Source organism: Chryseobacterium sp. MFBS3-17, from assembly GCF_020687745.1.
Taxonomy (GTDB): domain Bacteria; phylum Bacteroidota; class Bacteroidia; order Flavobacteriales; family Weeksellaceae; genus Marnyiella.
In genome coordinates this window covers 343484-362098 of the sequence record NZ_JAJEWK010000012.1, presented here as the reverse complement: position 1 = coordinate 362098, position 18615 = coordinate 343484, and the positions used below count along the sequence as shown (strand labels likewise).

The following is an 18615-nucleotide window of genomic DNA, read 5'->3' as shown; positions in this document are numbered from 1 at the left end:
GAAATTCTTTAATATCTGTTAAGTGACCAGCAGAACTTCCCTGCGCAGTTGTTCTATGGTTTGTGCAATAAAGTCGTCCCCGTTCATATAATTCATGAGGAAAACGGTTTTGAAATCGCTCAGTGTAGCGCCATCCCCTACATTTTCATAGGTATCCATCAGGATCTTCAGCAGAGCGGCCTTGGCATTCACAATATCCTGCCATGTATTTCTGGTAATGTACAACTGCTGGGAAGAGTTGTAATCAAACTCCTCGTTAATGGATTTCTCGAGCAGATAAACGTATTCATGCTTGGCCAGATCTTTGTCAAATTTATTGACCAGATTGGCAGGTTTCAGCCTTTCCAGAAAAAGTACCATTCGCTCATAGGCCTGGCTTTTGTTCTCACTGTTTCCCTTTACCGAAAGCATTTTCAGTTCTTTATTTTTCATTTTGATGTACTGAAAAACAAACTGCCGGAAAAGCACCAGAAACGGAATTGCCAGAATGAGGGCAAAGAAGTATGGAAATAGCGGTGAACTGATATAGCGGTCTATGTTAAACATTGCTGAGTTTGAGACTGCAAAAATAGCAAATTATCACGTACCACGAACGAATTGGGTGTGGTAATCTTTGTAAACCTTTGTTTAAACTCTGGTTATTTTATAAATGAGCTCTCTTTTTCCGTCTCCCAATGAAAATCTTTGCCGTTCTTCTGCCGAAAAACGGGTACGGTAATCAATGATTTCAATCTGAACATCAGGACTTTGCAACCGTTCTGCCAAATCATTTCCGTAGAGCCGCATCAAATCCTTTTCACCGTAGGCCGCCAGTTTTTGTTCCGGAGTTTTCAGGGTTTCATCTTCTTTGGTCTTTGCTGCCTGCGGCTCCATGAGGGAAAGCAGAAACAGTGTACCGCCGCTGCGCAGCACCCGGTACAGTTCAGATACCGCCTTTTGCTCATCGGGAATATGACCCAGCACGTGCGAACAGATGATGAAGTCAAAATAAGCATCAGGAAAAGGAATTTCGGTAATATCTACCCTGTGGGTGGCGAGATTGGGGTTGATATCTGCATCAATATAGTTCAGATGATCCTTAAAGAATTTTTTCAGTGCATCTTCCGGCGCAAAATGGAGTATGGCGGGCTGGTCTTGAAAAATGCGGGTTTCATTTTTAAGATAGAGATAGAGCAACCGGGAGCGCTCCAGTGAACCACAGCCGGGACAAACTGCATTGGGCCGGGTCTCCAGCCCGTTTCCCTTGGGCAGAAATCGGGAGAACGATTTTTCGCAGCAGGGGCAGTAATACGTATTCCCTGCAAGAAAGATACTCTTCAGTTTTCGCAGTTCAATGTGAACTTTAAGCCTTAATTTTTCCGGGACGAGGCGCCGGTACACTTTCTTAATCATATTTAAGGATATTAACCAGAACAAAATCCGCTATGTTCGTGACAAATTTACTTTGGAAAAATTAATACAGATCAGCGAAAGTATGATGATGATGTAATAGCCAATCATCATGCGGGTCACCAACATCGGGAAGATTAAAAATCTGATGAACACTGATGCGTAGATAATCGCAAAAAACGACACAAGAAACAGGAATTGCTTATGGGTCATTTCTGAGAATCTTCCTGCCATAATCAGTACGATAAACATCAGCAATATTGGATAATATGAACTATTAAACTCAAAGAAAATTTTGCTCTTCAACACCCGGAGATAATCTGCCAGTTGCAATATTCCTGGATTAGAAACCGGATACAGCTGTACCTCCACAAATTGATTCATAAACAAGATTGTCCAGGGCACTTGATTAAAATACTGCACCACCAAAAAAGAAGCAGCCACATAAAAATATGAGGCCAGCAATTTCGGTCTGCTTACCTGCCATTGCTTAGCTGAAACAAGTAATAGTACTGTCAACAATGTGTACAGAATTATATAATCCGGTCTGGTAAACACACACAGCATCGCAAAAATGGTGACCGCCCAAAGGTCGCGTCTGATTACAAAAAAATAGAAACTGAGCAGCAACAGCAGGCAGGAGAGATTGTCTGGCGCCGCATGTCTGGCCCCATCCAGCAGAGGTTTGAGCAATGAGAAGAACAAGGTAAACAGGATTGCCAGATAATGATTTCTTAAAATCCTGACCAAAAACAGGAGAATGACCACTAAAATCAGTACATATGAAATTACTGAAATTGCAAACGTGGCAGCAGCAGCACTAAGTCCCAGTTTAAAAAAAACATAATTGATAAAATCATAAAACACTAAAAATAAAGGGAGGTGAATAAACATAGAATTCTTCTAAATATTCCTTGCAAAATTTATAAAATTAAAGAATAATCTTCTTCTGGTATGTTGAATTGCATAATATTTAAATAATATAGCACCGAAACTTTTATTAAAATCTGCTATGTTTGGCACCATTGACCCTTCAAAATCTAACACCAATTCTGAATTACTGTTATTCTTTATAAAATAATCAAGCAACCACGCAAAAGCTCCTTTATGCTTGGAACTTCTGGTGGACAGCAGTAAAATACGCTTGTTTCCACTATGAAGAAGTAGTATACTTGCGATCAGATTATTCTCAGACCGGAGCGCATAAAATGTATATAGCTTTCGATTCTTCACTTCACGAATAAGATTCTGAAACGATTCTGAGCCGTAAAATTCGATCATATATGGATATTTCGCCAATAACTCTTTAAAAATCTCTTCTTCGTGAAATATATCTGTAATTGTAAAATTCTCATTATCCATACGCCGGATGTCCTTTTTGCGGTCACGGCGATAGTTATGAAATATTTTATCATAATCCTCTTTCAGTGGCAACAAGTAGTTATGTCTAGAAACTGCATTTTGTAAAGAAAACTGAAAGTTACTTTCATTGAAGTGATAGCTCAGTACATTTGTTTTTCTAAACGCAGCTATAAATCTTCTAAACAACAACTCACTTGGTTCTTCTGAAAAAAAAATTCCAAGTTGTTGACAGAAAATAGGTTGAGAAACAATCTTAACGCCAAACTTTCGAATAAGCGGCAAAGGCATTACTGCTTCATAATCTCGCAAGACAAGACAGTCCCATAATTTATTTGTTTGCGCATCCAGATACCATGTTTCTGCATATACGGAATAGTTTGCTGCCTTTTTCAGGCATGCACTGTACTTTTCAAAATCAATTTGGTGATGATTCAATTTTCTAATCATAACAATCCCTCATCTGCAAAACTGAAATAAGCGTCCTGACTTACGATTAAATGGTCTATTAAAAAAATGTTGAGCAGTTTGCCGGCTTCGGCCACGGTGGTGGTAATGCGCCGGTCTTCGTTGCTGGGCTTTAAGCCGCCGGAGGGATGATTGTGCGCAATGAAAATGCCGGTGGCATAATACTCCAGCGCTATTTTGAACAGAATCCGTACATCTACCAGTGAGAAGGTAATTCCGCCGGTGGAAAGTCTGCGATAATGCACTACTTTATTGCTTTGATTCACATAAATTGCCCAGAATTCCTCGGTCTGCAAATCACCGAGATAGGGTCTGAAAAAATGAAAAGCATCCAGGCTGCTGCTGATTTTCTTCAGTTCCGGCACCTCCTGTGCTGCCCGTCTGCGGCCTATCTCCAGCGCCGTCAATATAGAGATGGCTTTTGCCTCGCCCACCCCGTTGAATTTCTGTAAATCTGAAATGCTGAGTTTGCTGAGCTGATGCCAGTTGTCTCCCACCGATTTCAAAATCTTCCGGGCCAGATCTACGGCACTGTCCTGGCGGCTGCCACTGCCCATAATAATGGCGAGCAATTCTGCATCTGAAAGGCTGTTTTTTCCTTTCAGCAGAAATTTTTCGCGCGGGCGGTCGTCTTCGGCAAGATGTTTTATGGACAATTTCATGATCCGGCGTTTTTGGATGCATCAAGATAAGGAGAAAAGTTTTTTCCTACAAGCGAAAAGCGTCAGAGAATCATTCCGTCTTTCATCACCAGTTTTCGGTCGGTAATTTCGGCCAGACCGGCGTTATGGGTTACAATCACAAACGTCTGGTTGTACTTGTCCCGGAGGTCAAAAAACAAACGGTGCAGATCATCTGCATTTTTGGAGTCCAGGTTTCCCGTAGGTTCATCTGCATAGATGATTTTGGGTGAATTGATCAGTGCCCGCGCCACGGCTACCCGCTGTGCCTCACCGCCGGACATTTCTCCGGGTTTATGGTGCAGCCTGCCGGTAATATGCAGATCCTCAAAAAGCCGGTATGCATTTTCCAGGCTTTCTTTTTCATTTTGCCCGGAAATCCGGGTGGGCAGCAGCACATTTTCCAGCGCGGTAAACTCCGGCAAGAGCTGGTGAAACTGAAATACGAAGCCTATGTTTCTGTTCCGGAATTTAGAAAGTTCACGGTCTCTCATATTCACAAAAGACTGTCCGTTCAGAGTGATTTGGGTCTGGTGTTTATCTGGATGGGTGGGCGCATCCAGCGTACCCAGAATCTGGAGCAGCGTAGATTTTCCGGCACCGGACTCGCCTACAATGGAGACCACCTCACCTTCTTTCACATGAATGTCCACACCTTTCAGAACTTCCAGATCACCATAGGATTTATGAATGTTTTTTGCTTTTATCATACGGCCAAATTTAGCAAAATGAAATGAATATTGAGCAGGCAGTGCAGAGAAGTTATTATCCGCAATACCGCTTTTCCGGAAATCAGTTTTCGGTGGATACAATTTTAATCATCGTAGATATTTCCCTTCTGTTTCCATTCCCGTTTTTCTTTTTGTTGTCGCTTGCTTTTATTGATTTTCTCGTCTTTGTTTTCATCGGTTCTGAAACACATGAACGACCGGGAGTTGAAAGCATTTTGTTTGATCATCAATCCATTGTACGGGCAATACGGCAAGCCACAGTCGTGAATGGAATAGGTTCCGAAATTGCGGTGTTTGATTTTTTTGTCTTTCAAAATCTTCTGCTGATTTTCACGGATGATGCGCCAGGCATTTTGCACATCACCGTCGGTCATTTCTTCGCCCAGATAAAAAACTTCAAAATAGGTTCTGGGATCTTTAAGTTGCAAAAAATCAAAGGTTTTCTGAAAATACTGATGCGCAAAATCCCGAATTTCCAATTGATCTTTCAGCGCTAAAGATTCGTTTTCGATCAAAGAACGGTATAATCCCAGCGTGTTGAAATCAGAATATTGTTTATGATTTTCGATGAAAAACAAGTATTCGTCTTTGGTTAACTGATAATAAGGTTTGCCTATTTTCATAGTTTAATGGTTAATTTCATCCTGTAAATCTTTCTTCAACAAGGTCGATTGAAAACGGTCGATGGCTTTCAGAATTTTCTCACGGTTTTTGGTGCGAACGGGTAGCTGAAACGAATCGGTTTTTGTCTCTTCCACTGGCAAAACCTTCCATGTTTTGGTTTCGGGGTCTCGTTCTTTCGCTTCTGTTTTCTGACTGATATTCTCACCGAACCATTCCACTTTCAAAAATACCCATTCCGGAAAATGATCAAAATAAAATTGATCGCCGTAAGTAAAACCAACGGACTTGATTCTGAATTCGAGTGGATAAAACTGATACGTATCTTTCCGTACCTGTTCTTTATATTCCTCCAGAAAAAAACGGTTGGTGCTATGCGTTTCGCTCATCAACTGATTTTCTGAAACCGATAATTTATTGAATTTAAAATCTGTATATTCTGACTGCCGCAACCGGATTCTTCCCTTTTTACCTTCAAAAAACGCTGCTTCGGTTTGAAGCAGTTGTACCACTTCTTTCCATGCTTTTTCTGCCAGAGTTTCCGGATCATTATATTTCTGGGCTGCAAGTGACAGGCTGGCAAGGAAAAAGAAAAGGAGAATAATTTTGGATTTCATCGATTGTGAATTTTCGTGAATAAAAACTTCTGTTATGATTGAATGTTTTCTTGGCATTCTACATTTAAATGTTTTAAGGTAACTTTTACCACACGAAAGAGTTGACTTCGTCAAATCATCAATTTCATGCGTTAGTAGGGAGAATTGAAAGCATGAAAGTTTTCGGCGTGCGTTCGTTCATCATAAAACGATACATCATTTACAGCAATTCAGTTGCTTCCGAAATCCTCATTTTTTGTACGAAATACTCACTGTTCTCCATGTGATTCAGCGAATTTAATCTAATAGGCACTGATCTAGTTAAAATCACTTGAATTCTTTCAACCAGTCTTCCCTTAAAGTTTTATACTTACCATCTTTCCATAGTAAATATGCGGTAAATCCTTTTTGTTTATCAAGTTTATTTGCATCATCAAAGTCATCCGGGAAGATTAACAGATAGTCAAACTTTTCGGCAGAATGCAATTTGGATAATTGGTCATTAACATTTTCAGTCAGTTGCGTAGTATGATACAAAGCATTTTCAAAATTAAAAAGATCTGCCTTCATCAAATACTTTGGTTGTATCATTACTTCTCTGCCTTTGGTATTGAGTGGAAGTTCTGCTATTATTTCTTTGCTTTCAATATTGATAATTTTCATTGTACATCATACGCTTCGGTACGACAGGGTGCCTTTGCTTTGGCATCAAAGCTTTTCGTAACATGAGCATATTTTGAGCCTTTTTCAAAATAACTCATATATCGATACTCAAATTTCGCTGGAATTGCCACCGTTATATTTCCATAATCGCTAAATCTGTACCCAAATTTTCCATTTTCTTCGAAAGTTTGCCACGCACGCAAGTCATCAGAATTTTTCTGTGAGAAAGACGTGATGCTGAACAGCAATAAAACTGCTGTGATGATTGATTTTGTTTTCATGTATAATAATTTTAGAATAATTTAAACATTTTTTTTCGATTAAGTTCTGTCTGGTATTGTTCAGTACGCTCTTTTAGAAGCGGATATAATTCCTGAGGCCATTCTGCGTCTAATTCTAACGGAAATGTCTCTTCTTCCCCCAATTCCCTTATTGCTTTGTAAATAGTGATGTGCCTGATGTATTTCCTAATAACATCGGTCAATAACTGGTCAGGTTCTGCAAGATGCGTATAATTCATGATAATATCAAGAATCTCATCGTGATTTTTCAAAACATAATTTTTCTCGATGGTATCGGCTAACCGGAATTTGAAGCTATCGTTTTTTTCTTTTTTGGAAAGTATGCTTTGCCAGATTGCGTTGTCCTTTTCAACTCTTATCAGGATAGGCCAATAAAATTTTTGAAGTCTGTTCTCCAGTATTTCTATCTTTTTGTTTCTTACTCCAAGATAGATTTCATAAGCTGACTTAGCTAAAAAACCTGATGCAGCTATCATTGCAGGAACTACGATTTCTTTAATCATATTGGATTTATTGTTACATTTCTCATATACACACACAGCTTTCGCAATACCTGAGCGATGCTTAAAAAATGACACAGAAAATACTTGGGGAGAGGAGGGTCATAAGAAAATAGTGCTGATCCTATAAAAAGAATCAGCACCGGATCTCTCCTGTGAAATTTCGTCATCATTTGTGTATTTGTTTTGTATCAACAAAAATAGATTTAATATCTTTAGCAAAAAATAGCTACATATAGCCATTTTTTGAATATCAGACAATAATAATATGGGCGATATACAAAGACTGCAACGCATCTGGGATCAGATTCCCAAATCCGTTTCTTCCCAAATGGACCTTTCACAAAGGGAAATTATAGAAAAGTACATGGATCTGTTCCATTTCGGAGATTATTTTTATGTGATTTTCAATACCCGCACCACACAAATGGAATATGTGAGTCCGCAACTGACCAAAGTTCTGGGCTACCTGCCAGATGAATTCCGCCTCAGCCTGCTGCTTGAAAATTTACATGCTGATGACTTGCCCTACTATTACCATTACGAACAAAGTGCGGTCCGATTTTTTACACAACTGGCCCCCGAATTGTTTCTGAAATACAAATTTGCCTATGATTTCCGTGTAAAAACTGCCACAGGCATATACAAAAGGGTGCAGCAACAGATTGTTCCCGTTTATTATTTTCCGGAAGGCGGCGCCAGAACACTGGTAATTTTCACCGACCTCACTCATTTTAACATCTCCGGCATTCCGAAATTGTCATTCATCGGCATGGATGGTGCACCTTCGTTTTATAATGTGCACACCAGCATGATGTTTGAGCGCAGCCCCGCTGTATTTTCAAAGAAAGAGCAGGAAATTTTACAATTGATGGCGCAGGGTAAAAAAAGTGAAGAAATCTCAACACTACTGAACCGAAGCATTTTCACCATCCGCAATCACCGCAAAAATATCCTGGCTAAATCCGGATGTAAAAACGTACAGGAACTTTTGGTCCAGACGATACGTGAGGGTTGGGTGTGAAAGCTCACCGTTTTAACGGTGGGGGCACAATACATCAAAAAAAACACGGTTAAAACCGTGGGTTGTCCGAGTCATACAGTTTTAAAAACTCTTCGTACTCCTGCTCGAAGCTTTTTTTGAGATGATGAGACTTTTGATTGCGAATATAGTCATACGTTTTTTGTTGCACAGATTTACTTACCGAAAACACCGCATAGCCGGTTTGCCAGGCAAATTTGTATGGCACCAAATCCTGCTGGTTGATAGAGTGAGAGGTAATACCTTTTACGTGTTTGATTACTTCTGCTACACTCCTGTTGGGATTTAGAAAGAAAAGGATATGAATATGATCAGGAATCCCATTTATAATCAAAACAGGACAGCCAGACACACCCATTTCTTCTTTAATCATTTGATGGATATGATCTTCTGCTTCCGGTAAAATAAACGGTTGATGATTCTTGGTGCCCCAGACGGCATGTACCAAAATATTACTGAAGGAGTGAGACATGATTGTTATTTATTGGATAAATGTAGTTAAAAAATGTACAGGAAAATCAAAAGCCCACCGATAAAACGGTGGGCAAAAATTTTAATAGTATACAAAGATCATCTTACAGCAACAACGTCAGTGGTTGCTCCAGATAAGTTCTCAAGGTCTGAAGGAACTCTGCTCCGGTTGCACCATCTACCACACGGTGGTCGCAGGCCAGCGAAAGTTTCATGGTGTTCCCTACCACAATTTGTCCGTCTTTTACAATAGGTTTTTCCACAATGGCCCCTACCGATAAAATAGCAGAATTCGGCTGGTTGATGATGGAGGTAAAGGTATCAATGCCATACATTCCAAGATTGGAAACAGAGAATGTAGAACCTTCCATTTCATTGGCTTTTAATCCTCTGGATTTTGCCCGGCCTGCCATATCTTTCACCGCAGCTGAAATCTGGGTATAATTCATCTGGTCCGCATTTTTCAGCACCGGTACCACCAGCCCGTCGGGAACTGCTACCGCCACGCCTACGTTGATATTACCATGATGCAAGATCCGGTCTTCTTTCCAGGAAGAATTTACCTGTGGATGTTTTCTTAAGGCCATTGCTGTGGCTTTAATCACCATATCATTAAAGGAAATCCGGGTATCCGGCAGTGAGTTGATTTCTTTCCGCGCCTGGATTGCCTTATCCATATTCACCTCAATAATCAGATAATAATGTGGCGCTGTGAATTTGGATTCAGACAAGCGTTTTGCAATAATGGTTCTCACCTGTGAGTTTGGTGTTTCGCTGTCTTCGCCCTGTATAAAATTCATAGCCGGCTGCGCTGCCTTTGGAGCTGCAGCAGCGGTTTCAGATCCAGCAGATTTTTCAGACGGTTGATAATTTTCAATATCTTTCTTTACAATTCGGCCATTTTCACCGGAACCTTTCACTGCAGAAATGTCAATGCCTTTTTCCTCGGCCATTTTGCGGGCCAGTGGTGAAATCGCAATCCGGTCTCCCAAATCATTATCTGAACTTTCTGAAGATGCAGCAGGCGAAACTGTAGAAGTTTCTTCTTTTTCCGACGCTTCTTCTTTTTGCGCTGCAGGTTTTCCCTTGCCACCACCACTGAGGATTCCGGACACATCTGTCCCGGCAGGGCCGATGATGGCGAGTACGGAATCTACCGGTGAACCTTCTCCTTCTGCCACTCCCTGATAAAGGAGAGTTCCGTCAAATTCTGACTCAAAATCCTGTACCGCTTTATCGGTTTCTATTTCGGCCAAAAGATCACCTTCCTTCACGGCATCACCTACATTTTTATTCCATTTGGCCACTTTACCTTCGGTCATGGTATCAGAAAGTCTGGGCATGGTAATCACTTCTACCCCTTCAGGAATTTCAGCAGATTCGGCACTTTGCGTCTCTACAGTTTCTGAAGTTTCAACGGCCGTATTTTCGTTTTCGGTTTTAAATTCTTCGGGAACGTTACTGTCGGTACTGCTTCCACCACCGGTAAGTCCGGAGATGTCTTCGCCTTCATTCCCTATGATGGCCAGTACAGAATCCACAGGCGCAGATTCTCCCTCCCGGGTACCGATGTAGAGGAGTGTACCTTTTAACTCAGATTCAAAGTCCTGTACGGCTTTATCGGTTTCTATTTCAGCCAAAATATCTCCTTCATTGACCGCGTCGCCCACATTTTTGTGCCATTTTGCAACCTTGCCTTCCGTCATGGTATCAGAAAGGCGGGGCATTGTAATTACTTCTGCCATAATTGTATGCTGTAATAAGTTCAGAGCACACCGGTTGTGTGCTCCGGGATTTTACTTAATATTATTTTCTACTTTGTTCAGGAACGGATAATCTTCCTGTTCATATACGTACTCGTAAATCTTTTCCGGGTCCGGATAGGGTGAATTTTCCATAAACTCTATACACTCTTCCACGAACTCGCGGGATTTCTGATCCATGGCTTCCAGTTCTTCTTCTGTAGCCCAGTTGTTTTCCAGAATCCGTGATTTTACAATCCGGATAGGATCTTCCTGCTTGTATTCCTCTACTTCATCCTTGGATCTGTATGGTTCTGCATCAGACATGGAATGTCCTCTGTAACGGTATGTTCTGGCTTCAATAAAGGTAGGCCCGTCTCCTCTTCTGGCACGTTCAATGGCTTCATACGCTGCTTCTGCCACTTTTTCCGGATCCATGGCATCCACCGGAAGGCAAGGCATTTCATACCCAAGCCCCAGTTTGTAGATGTCCTCATGATTGGCGGTTCTTTTTACAGAAGTACCCATGGCATACTGGTTATTTTCTACCACAAAAACTACCGGCAACTTCCAGTTCATGGCCATATTAAAGGTTTCATGCAGGGAACCCTGGCGTGCGGCACCGTCTCCGAAGAAACAGATATTCACCCCGCCGGTCTCAAAATATTTGTCTGCAAAAGCAATTCCTGCTCCCAAAGGGATCTGGCCGCCTACAATTCCGTGGCCGCCATAAAATCTTTTCTCCTTGCTGAAGATATGCATAGAACCACCCATTCCGCCGGATGTCCCTGTGGCTTTCCCACAGAGTTCTGCCATAATTCTTTTCGGGTCCACGCCCATCGCCATCGGATGGATGTGACATCTGTAGGCAGTAATCATACTGTCTTTAGTCATATCCATGGCGTGTACAAAACCTGCCGGAATGGCCTCCTGCCCGTTATATAAATGTAAAAAACCTCTTATTTTTTGTTTCAGGTACAGAGAACGGCATTTGTCTTCAAACCTCCTCCACATCGTCATATCAGAATACCACTGCAAGTAAACTTCTTTAGAAAATTCTTTCATTGTAAGTGAAAATTAGACAGCAAAAATAAGAAAAATCTTTGTGATTAAAGCCCATCCGGTCTTTCATTTATAATTAAAAAACTATTTTTGATTATTGAATCATTATTATGTCCGGAAACAACACCTCAGAATCCTTCATTATCCCCGCTTCCAGATTTATTTCCAATTTTTTTAACCCCATCAATTCGCTTTGTCTGTACTTCATTTCTCACAGCTACCTGAATTACAGCCTGCGTACTGCCTTATCAGAATTTCTGCCCATGCTCCTTATCTTGATTCTGCCGGTTATCCTGTGGATTTCCTGGAATGTAAGGAAGGGAAAATACACCAACATGGATGTTTCTAACCGTAAGCAGCGGCACAGCCTCTATATTGTGGTGGTAGCAGCAGCCGTATGTTACCTCATCATTAATTATCTGATAGACCAGCAGGTAGATGTGGTGGTGCTGTTTCTTCTGCTTCTGTTGATTCTGATGCAGATCAGCAATTTTTTCATTAAAAGTTCCATGCACACTTCACTTAATGTATATACGGCTGCCCTTTTCTTTGTGCTGAGTCCGCTGGCCGGAGCCGGCTGGTTCATTATAGCAGTGCTGGTAGGACTTACCAGAGTAATTCTGAAAAGGCACACTGCCCGGGAAGTTATTATGGGTTCTGTTCTGGCTGCAGTGGTATCTTTTATGTATCTTTATACCCATATTCAGATGCAGTAAATCTGCTTTTCCTGAAGACGAAATCTTTTTTTATCTTATGATCATCATTACCCCGCTTACTACCGCCGAAGAAAAGCTGATGCTGCTGCTCTGGAAACTGGAAACATTTTATATGAAAGATGTGATGGCCGGTCACCCCGAGCCCAAACCTCATCAGAACACCGTGTCTACCTATCTGAAAATTCTGCAGGAAAAAGGCTATCTGAGTGTGACCAGAGAAGGCCGGATTTTCCGGTATTCTGCAGCGATACCGTATGATGAATACCGAAAGTTTCTGTTGAAGAACTTCATTGAACAGTTTTGCAATAACTCCGGCGCCGAACTCCTGGCTCTGCTGAAAGATGAAAAGTGGATTGAAAAAGAGGCGATCAAAAAACCGGAGGTTACACCTAAGAGAAAATCCCCGAAAAGGAAAGAATTTAAGATTGCAGAAACCGTTCTGAATCCCAAAATAAAAATAAAAAAGAAGAAAAAGAAGAAAAAATAAAATCTCCTTCTTTTTTTCCAAAAAATCCGGAGTATGAAAGCAAAAATTTCAGAAGTTCTGGTCACCACCCGGAAACTTGCCAGGCGCTACTCCATGGTGATGACCATGGCCATCATAGCCGCCGTATCTGCCGCCACCGCGATAGAAGCCGATGGCCGCAGCGGCTATTTCCCTATCCTCAAACTGCTGATCACCGCCTGCCTGGGAATTTCCATGATGTTTACCGTGAAAATGCTCTCCCAAAGAATCGGACTCCACCGGTGGATGGAAACAGGTGTACTGCTGTTCCTCACCGGTTTTTATTTCCTGCTGCCTGCTCAGGAAAAGGACTTCACCGTGATGTACGCCTTTATTCTGATTCCGGCTTTCATATTGTCCCACCTTCTGGTTTCTTTTCTGCCGTTTTTTGGCGAAAATAAGTCACTGAGATTTTGGCAGTACAATAAGAATCTATTTATCAATTCCTTTCTTACCTTAGTGTTCACCCATGTGCTGGTGGGCGGTGTCATGCTGGCCATTCTGGCGGTGGACAAGCTGTTTGAATTTAATTTTAACAATACGGTTTATCCGCAGACCTATACCCTTCTGGCTATTGCAGGCAGTTGCTTAATTTTTCTGCTGTTCTGCGAAGAAGGTCTTCCTGCGCTGGAAGCAGACCAAAACTATCCGCAGATTCTCAAATTCTTCACTCAGTATATCCTAATTCCGCTCCTGCTGATTGATGTGATCATCCTCTATTTTTACTCGGCGAAAATTCTGATGGCGTGGGAACTGCCCCGCGGCTGGGTTTCCTATCTGATTCTCATCTATTCTGTAACCGGAATTCTGGCGTTATTACTGGTATATCCGCTGGAGCAAACCCGTACCCGCTCCTGGGTGAAAATATTCAGAAAAGTTTTTTTCTACACGCTGGCGCCACTGATGATTCTGCTGTTCACCGCCATTTTCACCAGAATTCTGGCGTACGGATATACGGAACCCCGGTATTATGTACTGCTCCTGGCCATCTGGATTACCGTGGTTCTTTTGTATTTTATTTTTGCCAGAACTGCCACCATCAAATTTATTCCGGTCTCACTTTTCGCTTTCGGCATCTTTTCCCTAGTATTTCCTTACTTTACCGCACTCTCGGTATCACAGCGGAGCCAGAAGGATGAATTGATGAAAGTACTTCAGGAACATCGTCTGCTGGAAAATGGCACTATTAATTTTAGCAAAACGGTCTCCTCAAAAATTGCAGATGAAGTTTCAGATAAATTCAGTTTTCTGTATCAGCGGAAGGAAGAGGAATTTGTAAAAAATCTGCTGAATAAAGAATCTCTGGAAAAGTTCAGCCGGGAGGTAAATCAGTCCCGCTATAACAATGTGCGCGGTGCCGTAACCGGACTTTTCTCTAATATCCTTTATGAAAATCGCGAGGGCGTCAACCATACCGTATACATCAACAAAAATATGGTGGTTAAAACCACCGGCTATGATTTCACCACCATACTCAGTGCCCGCAGCATGGTTAGCGACAGCATTATTATTCCTGTAAACAGTGATACCATTACCATCAGGGATTTGCGTGCGGGTAAAACTCCATCATGGACCATTGGTGTAAACGGGAGCGAAACTGTTGATATTCTGCCGGAAATTAAAAAACGTTTTCCGGTGCGCCATTCCAGGGAAATGGAAATTCCGGTGTCAGACCTCTCTACCACTGTTGAGTTTGAAAAATACCGCATCAGGATTGTCTTTGAAAGCATTTCTGGTGAAGGCACAGATTCCGGCAGATATTTTCTGAACAACGGATTTCTTCTGATTGACGAAAAATAATTGCCATCATCATGGCACCCGCTTACCGGCAGAGGCTTCCAGAATCCTGAACCAGTCCGTTCTTTCCAGTTGAATATCCAGCGCTTTCTTAAACAGAACAATGTTTTCTGCACGGGAAGTACCGGCTACAGGAATGATGCCGCCGGGATGCTTCAGCAGAAATGCCAGCAACAACTGGTTTTCTTCTGCATCATATTGACTACAGAGACCGGTCAATATTTTTTTCAGGCGCTGGTTCTGTTCCGAATGCGGATTACTGAAGTAATCTCCCATAACCGAATAGGCCATCGGACGCAGTTTTTTCATCATCAGCTGGTCCAGTGTTCCATCATAGAAGGTTTTGGTTTCATTGGCAGAAATATTCAGCTGATTGGTTACCAGAAAAGGGAAACAGCTCCAGATAAGTTCAAACTGAGACGGTGAAAAATTACTTACCCCAAAATCCAGGACCTTCCCGCTGCTCCTCAGAATCCCGAATGCCGCTGCAATTTCTTCCGGATCCATCAATGGAGAAGGCCGGTGCAATAGCAGCAAATCCAGATAGTCGGTCTGTAAATTCTTCAGGCTTTCATCTACACTGTTCAGAATATAGGCTTTGGAATAATGATAGGTTTTCAAATCATAATGGCGACTACCGCCCGGATATTGAATGCCACATTTGGTTACCAGCCGGTAGTCTGCACGGTTCACATTCATGGCAGCAACAGCGTCACCAAAAAGTTTTTCCGTGGTATAACCGCCATAGATATCGGCATGGTCAAAGGTATAGAAACCGTTATCAAACGAGACTTCCACCAAATTCTGCACTTCAGAAACAGATAAATCTGCACCCCAGCTGCCCCAGCGCATGGTTCCCATTACTACAGGTGAAAAATTCATAATATTTATTTTTTCCAAAAGTATATCTTTTTTGCACACCAGAATACTTCATTCCTGACATAATATCTCTAACTTTGATGATCCAAATCTACTGTTATGAAAAATTTATCTCTCCTCTTTCTCCTTACAGGCCTCTGGCTGCAGGCACAATTTGTAAGCCCCGGAACCGGTATTACCTATACCCTTACCAGCCTTTCGGCCGCAGCGCCCACGGTACTTGTCAATAACGGCACTTCCTACACCATGACTGCAAATGTGACCATCACCGCCGGCGACACCCTGCTGATGGACGAAAACACGACCCTCAACATAAATCCGGGGATTAAACTTACCGTGGCGGGCAATTATATGACCACCGCAACTGCCCTCATCATTACCTCCGGCGATGCTACTAACTTTTTTAATGGAATTCAGTTTGATGCAACCGCTCAGGTAGAAATGAGAAACACCACACTGGAGTACGGCGGCGGAATCCGTGTTTCCACCGGTAATTTCCTGATGGACAACTGCATTGTGCGCTTTTTCCGGAACGGACTGGTCACTTCCGGTGCCATGTCCTTTTCCACCGGAAGCCCCGTGATTCAAAATTCTCAGTTTATCCAGAATGAACGTTCTGCACTTTCCTCGGCAGCCAACAGTACCGTATCGGCCACCATCAGCAATAATTACTTCAGCGGAAACACCACAGACAATTCCAACCGGCCACAAATCAACATGGGCCCCAGCGGCCTGGACTCCATCCGGATCATCAACAATACAGTCATTGGTGATCCTGCAAAAATTATGGTAGGCGGCATTGCAGCAGCATCTTTGGGCTCCATTCCGCAGCGGGTGAGAATAGAAGGAAATACGGTGACCAATAACCGTTACGGAATCACCGTGTATGGGGTAAATGCCGCAGGTTATATCCGGAACAATATCATTACCAACAATAATACACAAAATAATCCCGACCAGGGCGGCAGCGGAATTGCACTTTACGGAACCGGTGACCAGCTGTACATCGCACACAATGAAATCCGCGGCAATCTCTGGGGAATTACCCTACCCACCTCCGGAACCGCTAACCTGGGAAGTGATGTGGCAGGAAACCTGAATCCCGGGCAGAATATATTCTTTAATAACGGAAATAACGGGACCACTACCGCTTTGTTTAACAATACTTCCAATCCGGTTATGGCTAAATTTAACTGCTGGCGTGAAAATGAAAACTCTACAGATGCCATGGTAGAAGCCGTAATTCATCATCAGGCAGATGATCCTGCACTGGGACAGGTCACCTATTCCGGCCATTACAATTGTGGCACTCTTTCTACCGCCGAGGTTCCGCTTCCTAAAAATGCAGTGTACCCGAACCCCAGCAGAGGATTCTTTTATTTTGAGGCACCCGAGCGCGGGAATATCATCATTGCAGATACAGCAGGACGCATCATCCATTCATCTTTGGTGCATCAGGGAAAAAACGAAATCCGGCTGCAGGGACTTCCGGGCGTGTATTTCATGCTGTATCAGTTTAATCATCGAAAATCAAGTGTAAAACTGATTATTCAGTAGTCCCGATTAAAGTATTGACCCATTTTTTATGAAAATTCATACCACCAACTATTTTGACACCTTCATTGAAATCGCCGAAGATTCCAAAGTTCAGCACAGTGAAGTTCCGCCACAGAAAAGCACAAAAACCGTGGCCAGAATGCTGTACGAAATGATTGCTGAACAGCCGTACAAATTTACTTCAGATATGGTTTTATTTGAATGTTTCGCACAAAAGAACAATATTCCCGAAGACCAAAAAGCGGAGGCAAGAAACCTGTTTTTCTCTAAAGGTCAGGCCTGCATGCGGGCATCTGCGCTGCCGAAACGTTACGGATTTGGCATGCATTTTAACAGTGAAGGGAAAATAGCGCTTTGCCCTGCTGAAAGTGATGAATATCAAAATTTCCTCAATAATCCGGAGATTAAAAAGGTAAAAGCCATGCGGTCTTCCCGAAATTAGCCAACAGATATCTTCTATGATGATCAAAGGCGGAAATGCATGCTTTAATGAATAAAAAGCGGTAATTTTACGTGAAATTAAAGCTTATGAATTACCATACCCGTAAATGGATTAAACCGGAAGACCTGAATCCCAATCACACCCTGTTTGGCGGCCGGCTTTTGCAGTGGATTGACGAAGAAGCTGCGCTCTACGCAATTGTTCAGCTGGAAACTCCCCGCTGCGTTACCAAATACATTTCTGAGATCAATTTTGTGAGTTCTGCCAAACAGGGAGACATTATTGAAATCGGAATAGAAGCCACAGATTTTGGCAACACCTCCATCACTTTGTATTGTGAAGTACGCAATATGATGACCCGGCAAACCATCATTACCATTGACAAAATTATCTTTGTAGGGGTAGACGAAAACGGAAAACCCACCAGACACGGCAAAACGAAAATAGAATACGTATCAGATCGGCTGAAAGATCTCCCATGAAAATCTTCATCAAAAATATGGTCTGCACCCGCTGTGAAATGGCTGTAGCCCGAATTCTGGATGATTTGCATATTCCGTATACCAGCATGAAACTGGGCGAAGTAGATTCTGCCCACCCACTTTCAGATGAAAAATTGAAAGATCTGAATCAGGAACTTCGCAAAATGGGTTTTGAAATCCTGGGCGATGCTGCCCAACAGCAGATTGAGGCGGTCAAAAATCACATCGTTCAGAAGATTGCCGGCCAGGATATTCCTGAAGATTTCATGCTGTCCGAATTTGTGAGTTCCAGGATGAACAGAGAATACAGTTCCGTATCCAAACTCTTTTCGCAGCATGTGGGCATCACACTGGAACAATATTTCATACTTCAGAAAATAGAAAAAATAAAAGAATTGCTTTTCTACAATGAATATACCGTGAGTGAAATTGCAGTAATACTGGGTTATAAAAGTGTACAGCACCTCTCGGCCCAGTTCAAAAACACTACAGGACTTACTCCCACTCAGTTCAAAAAACTGAAAGAAAACACCAGAAAAACCATTGACTCAATCCACCAGAGCCAGCGCTGACCGAATTCTATGAATCTTTTCCTTATATTTATAAATCTT

The 18615-nt window shown here is 42.2% G+C and carries 23 protein-coding genes; 8 read left to right on the top strand and 15 right to left on the bottom strand.

The features are described from left to right. Positions 1–18: 18 nt before the first annotated feature. The 11 genes from LKO26_RS12025 to LKO26_RS11975 form a co-directional block, all read right to left on the bottom strand. On the bottom strand, positions 19–546 hold the full coding sequence (locus LKO26_RS12025; protein ID WP_227588129.1) for a hypothetical protein: 528 nt from the start codon (positions 544–546) through the stop codon (positions 19–21). Between the two features lie 81 nt (positions 547–627). Further along, the gene (locus LKO26_RS12020; RefSeq protein ID WP_227588128.1) at positions 628–1392 is read right to left on the bottom strand and encodes a class I SAM-dependent methyltransferase; all 765 of its coding nucleotides are present in this window, start codon (positions 1390–1392) and stop codon (positions 628–630) included. A 30-nt stretch (positions 1393–1422) separates the two neighbouring features. Next, positions 1423–2283, bottom strand: a complete 861-nt coding sequence (locus LKO26_RS12015) for a hypothetical protein (protein ID WP_227588127.1) — start codon at positions 2281–2283, stop codon at positions 1423–1425. A 9-nt stretch (positions 2284–2292) separates the two neighbouring features. Further along, entirely contained in the window at positions 2293–3198 is a 906-nt protein-coding gene (locus tag LKO26_RS12010; RefSeq protein WP_227588126.1) for a hypothetical protein, read from the bottom strand. Then, positions 3195–3872 carry a RadC family protein gene (gene radC / locus LKO26_RS12005; protein WP_227588209.1) on the bottom strand — a complete coding sequence of 226 codons (678 nt, stop codon included), beginning with the start codon at positions 3870–3872 and terminating at the stop codon, positions 3195–3197. Before radC ends, LKO26_RS12010 begins: the two co-directional genes overlap by 4 nt. 68 nt (positions 3873–3940) lie before the next feature. Beyond that, positions 3941–4606 carry an ABC transporter ATP-binding protein gene (locus LKO26_RS12000; protein ID WP_227588125.1) on the bottom strand — a complete coding sequence of 222 codons (666 nt, stop codon included), beginning with the start codon at positions 4604–4606 and terminating at the stop codon, positions 3941–3943. 104 nt (positions 4607–4710) lie between these two features. After that, positions 4711–5250, bottom strand: coding sequence for a hypothetical protein (locus LKO26_RS11995; protein ID WP_227588124.1), 540 nt, complete (start codon positions 5248–5250; stop codon positions 4711–4713). Positions 5251–5253: 3 nt separating this feature from the next. Further along, positions 5254–5865 (bottom strand): hypothetical protein, encoded by a 612-nt coding sequence (locus tag LKO26_RS11990; RefSeq protein WP_227588123.1) that lies wholly within the window; start codon positions 5863–5865, stop codon positions 5254–5256. Positions 5866–6171: 306 nt separating this feature from the next. Beyond that, positions 6172–6507 carry a hypothetical protein gene (locus LKO26_RS11985; RefSeq protein WP_227588122.1) on the bottom strand — a complete coding sequence of 112 codons (336 nt, stop codon included), beginning with the start codon at positions 6505–6507 and terminating at the stop codon, positions 6172–6174. Continuing rightward, positions 6504–6788 (bottom strand): hypothetical protein, encoded by a 285-nt coding sequence (locus LKO26_RS11980; protein ID WP_227588121.1) that lies wholly within the window; start codon positions 6786–6788, stop codon positions 6504–6506. Before LKO26_RS11980 ends, LKO26_RS11985 begins: the two co-directional genes overlap by 4 nt. An 11-nt stretch (positions 6789–6799) precedes the next feature. Next, positions 6800–7312: a hypothetical protein gene (locus LKO26_RS11975; RefSeq protein WP_227588120.1), complete on the bottom strand. Its 513-nt coding sequence runs from the start codon at positions 7310–7312 to the stop codon at positions 6800–6802. Between the two features lie 265 nt (positions 7313–7577). Between LKO26_RS11975 and LKO26_RS11970 the strand changes: the two genes are divergently transcribed. Then, positions 7578–8333, top strand: coding sequence for a LuxR C-terminal-related transcriptional regulator (locus LKO26_RS11970; protein WP_227588119.1), 756 nt, complete (start codon positions 7578–7580; stop codon positions 8331–8333). A gap of 49 nt (positions 8334–8382) precedes the next feature. Here LKO26_RS11970 and tnpA read toward each other — a convergent pair whose 3' ends face one another. The 3 genes from tnpA to pdhA form a co-directional block, all read right to left on the bottom strand. Further along, on the bottom strand, positions 8383–8823 hold the full coding sequence (gene tnpA, locus LKO26_RS11965) for an IS200/IS605 family transposase (protein WP_227588118.1): 441 nt from the start codon (positions 8821–8823) through the stop codon (positions 8383–8385). A 103-nt stretch (positions 8824–8926) separates the two neighbouring features. After that, the gene (locus LKO26_RS11960) at positions 8927–10567 is read right to left on the bottom strand and encodes a pyruvate dehydrogenase complex dihydrolipoamide acetyltransferase (protein ID WP_227588117.1); all 1641 of its coding nucleotides are present in this window, start codon (positions 10565–10567) and stop codon (positions 8927–8929) included. Positions 10568–10618: 51 nt separating this feature from the next. Then, positions 10619–11629, bottom strand: coding sequence for a pyruvate dehydrogenase (acetyl-transferring) E1 component subunit alpha (gene pdhA / locus LKO26_RS11955; protein ID WP_227588116.1), 1011 nt, complete (start codon positions 11627–11629; stop codon positions 10619–10621). A 107-nt stretch (positions 11630–11736) separates the two neighbouring features. Here pdhA and LKO26_RS11950 point away from each other — a divergent pair, with 107 nt between their 5' ends. The 3 genes from LKO26_RS11950 to LKO26_RS11940 are packed head-to-tail and all read left to right on the top strand — an operon-like array spanning position 11737 to position 14647. Then, a complete protein-coding gene (locus LKO26_RS11950) occupies positions 11737–12342 on the top strand; it encodes a phosphatase PAP2 family protein (protein ID WP_227588115.1) in 606 nt (201 codons plus the stop codon). Positions 12343–12379: 37 nt separating this feature from the next. After that, positions 12380–12829: a BlaI/MecI/CopY family transcriptional regulator gene (locus tag LKO26_RS11945; protein ID WP_227588114.1), complete on the top strand. Its 450-nt coding sequence runs from the start codon at positions 12380–12382 to the stop codon at positions 12827–12829. A gap of 33 nt (positions 12830–12862) precedes the next feature. Continuing rightward, positions 12863–14647, top strand: coding sequence for a DUF4153 domain-containing protein (locus LKO26_RS11940; protein WP_227588113.1), 1785 nt, complete (start codon positions 12863–12865; stop codon positions 14645–14647). A gap of 9 nt (positions 14648–14656) precedes the next feature. Here LKO26_RS11940 and LKO26_RS11935 read toward each other — a convergent pair whose 3' ends face one another. After that, complete coding sequence (locus tag LKO26_RS11935) at positions 14657–15526, bottom strand: aldo/keto reductase family oxidoreductase (RefSeq protein WP_227588112.1); 870 nt, start codon at positions 15524–15526, stop codon at positions 14657–14659. A 96-nt stretch (positions 15527–15622) separates the two neighbouring features. Between LKO26_RS11935 and LKO26_RS11930 the strand changes: the two genes are divergently transcribed. The 4 genes from LKO26_RS11930 (at position 15623) to LKO26_RS11915 (ending at position 18576) form a co-directional block, all read left to right on the top strand. Beyond that, positions 15623–17080, top strand: a complete 1458-nt coding sequence (locus tag LKO26_RS11930; RefSeq protein WP_227588111.1) for a T9SS type A sorting domain-containing protein — start codon at positions 15623–15625, stop codon at positions 17078–17080. Positions 17081–17108: 28 nt separating this feature from the next. Beyond that, positions 17109–17522, top strand: coding sequence for a DUF6157 family protein (locus LKO26_RS11925; protein WP_227588110.1), 414 nt, complete (start codon positions 17109–17111; stop codon positions 17520–17522). 86 nt (positions 17523–17608) lie between these two features. Continuing rightward, complete coding sequence (locus tag LKO26_RS11920) at positions 17609–18004, top strand: acyl-CoA thioesterase (RefSeq protein ID WP_227588109.1); 396 nt, start codon at positions 17609–17611, stop codon at positions 18002–18004. Next, entirely contained in the window at positions 18001–18576 is a 576-nt protein-coding gene (locus LKO26_RS11915; protein ID WP_227588108.1) for an AraC family transcriptional regulator, read from the top strand. Before LKO26_RS11920 ends, LKO26_RS11915 begins: the two co-directional genes overlap by 4 nt. The last annotated feature ends 39 nt before the right edge of the window (positions 18577–18615 follow it).

What these genes read in the sequence shown, in the direction of transcription:
- LKO26_RS11990 (WP_227588123.1), bottom strand. Translation starts at nt 5,865, where the DNA reads ATGAAATCCAAAATTATTCTCCTTTTCTTTTTCCTTGCCAGCCTGTCA.
- LKO26_RS11960 (WP_227588117.1), bottom strand. Translation starts at nt 10,567, where the DNA reads ATGGCAGAAGTAATTACAATGCCCCGCCTTTCTGATACCATGACGGAA.
- LKO26_RS11970 (WP_227588119.1), top strand. Translation starts at nt 7,578, where the DNA reads ATGGGCGATATACAAAGACTGCAACGCATCTGGGATCAGATTCCCAAA.
- LKO26_RS11980 (WP_227588121.1), bottom strand. Translation starts at nt 6,788, where the DNA reads ATGAAAACAAAATCAATCATCACAGCAGTTTTATTGCTGTTCAGCATC.
- LKO26_RS11950 (WP_227588115.1), top strand. Translation starts at nt 11,737, where the DNA reads ATGTCCGGAAACAACACCTCAGAATCCTTCATTATCCCCGCTTCCAGA.
- LKO26_RS11995 (WP_227588124.1), bottom strand. Translation starts at nt 5,250, where the DNA reads ATGAAAATAGGCAAACCTTATTATCAGTTAACCAAAGACGAATACTTG.
- LKO26_RS11985 (WP_227588122.1), bottom strand. Translation starts at nt 6,507, where the DNA reads ATGAAAATTATCAATATTGAAAGCAAAGAAATAATAGCAGAACTTCCA.
- pdhA (WP_227588116.1), bottom strand. Translation starts at nt 11,629, where the DNA reads ATGAAAGAATTTTCTAAAGAAGTTTACTTGCAGTGGTATTCTGATATG.
- LKO26_RS12025 (WP_227588129.1), bottom strand. Translation starts at nt 546, where the DNA reads ATGTTTAACATAGACCGCTATATCAGTTCACCGCTATTTCCATACTTC.
- LKO26_RS12020 (WP_227588128.1), bottom strand. Translation starts at nt 1,392, where the DNA reads ATGATTAAGAAAGTGTACCGGCGCCTCGTCCCGGAAAAATTAAGGCTT.
- LKO26_RS11925 (WP_227588110.1), top strand. Translation starts at nt 17,109, where the DNA reads ATGAAAATTCATACCACCAACTATTTTGACACCTTCATTGAAATCGCC.
- LKO26_RS11920 (WP_227588109.1), top strand. Translation starts at nt 17,609, where the DNA reads ATGAATTACCATACCCGTAAATGGATTAAACCGGAAGACCTGAATCCC.
- LKO26_RS11935 (WP_227588112.1), bottom strand. Translation starts at nt 15,526, where the DNA reads ATGAATTTTTCACCTGTAGTAATGGGAACCATGCGCTGGGGCAGCTGG.
- LKO26_RS12000 (WP_227588125.1), bottom strand. Translation starts at nt 4,606, where the DNA reads ATGATAAAAGCAAAAAACATTCATAAATCCTATGGTGATCTGGAAGTT.
- LKO26_RS11940 (WP_227588113.1), top strand. Translation starts at nt 12,863, where the DNA reads ATGAAAGCAAAAATTTCAGAAGTTCTGGTCACCACCCGGAAACTTGCC.
- LKO26_RS12010 (WP_227588126.1), bottom strand. Translation starts at nt 3,198, where the DNA reads ATGATTAGAAAATTGAATCATCACCAAATTGATTTTGAAAAGTACAGT.
- LKO26_RS11945 (WP_227588114.1), top strand. Translation starts at nt 12,380, where the DNA reads ATGATCATCATTACCCCGCTTACTACCGCCGAAGAAAAGCTGATGCTG.
- tnpA (WP_227588118.1), bottom strand. Translation starts at nt 8,823, where the DNA reads ATGTCTCACTCCTTCAGTAATATTTTGGTACATGCCGTCTGGGGCACC.
- LKO26_RS11915 (WP_227588108.1), top strand. Translation starts at nt 18,001, where the DNA reads ATGAAAATCTTCATCAAAAATATGGTCTGCACCCGCTGTGAAATGGCT.
- LKO26_RS11930 (WP_227588111.1), top strand. Translation starts at nt 15,623, where the DNA reads ATGAAAAATTTATCTCTCCTCTTTCTCCTTACAGGCCTCTGGCTGCAG.
- LKO26_RS12015 (WP_227588127.1), bottom strand. Translation starts at nt 2,283, where the DNA reads ATGTTTATTCACCTCCCTTTATTTTTAGTGTTTTATGATTTTATCAAT.
- LKO26_RS11975 (WP_227588120.1), bottom strand. Translation starts at nt 7,312, where the DNA reads ATGATTAAAGAAATCGTAGTTCCTGCAATGATAGCTGCATCAGGTTTT.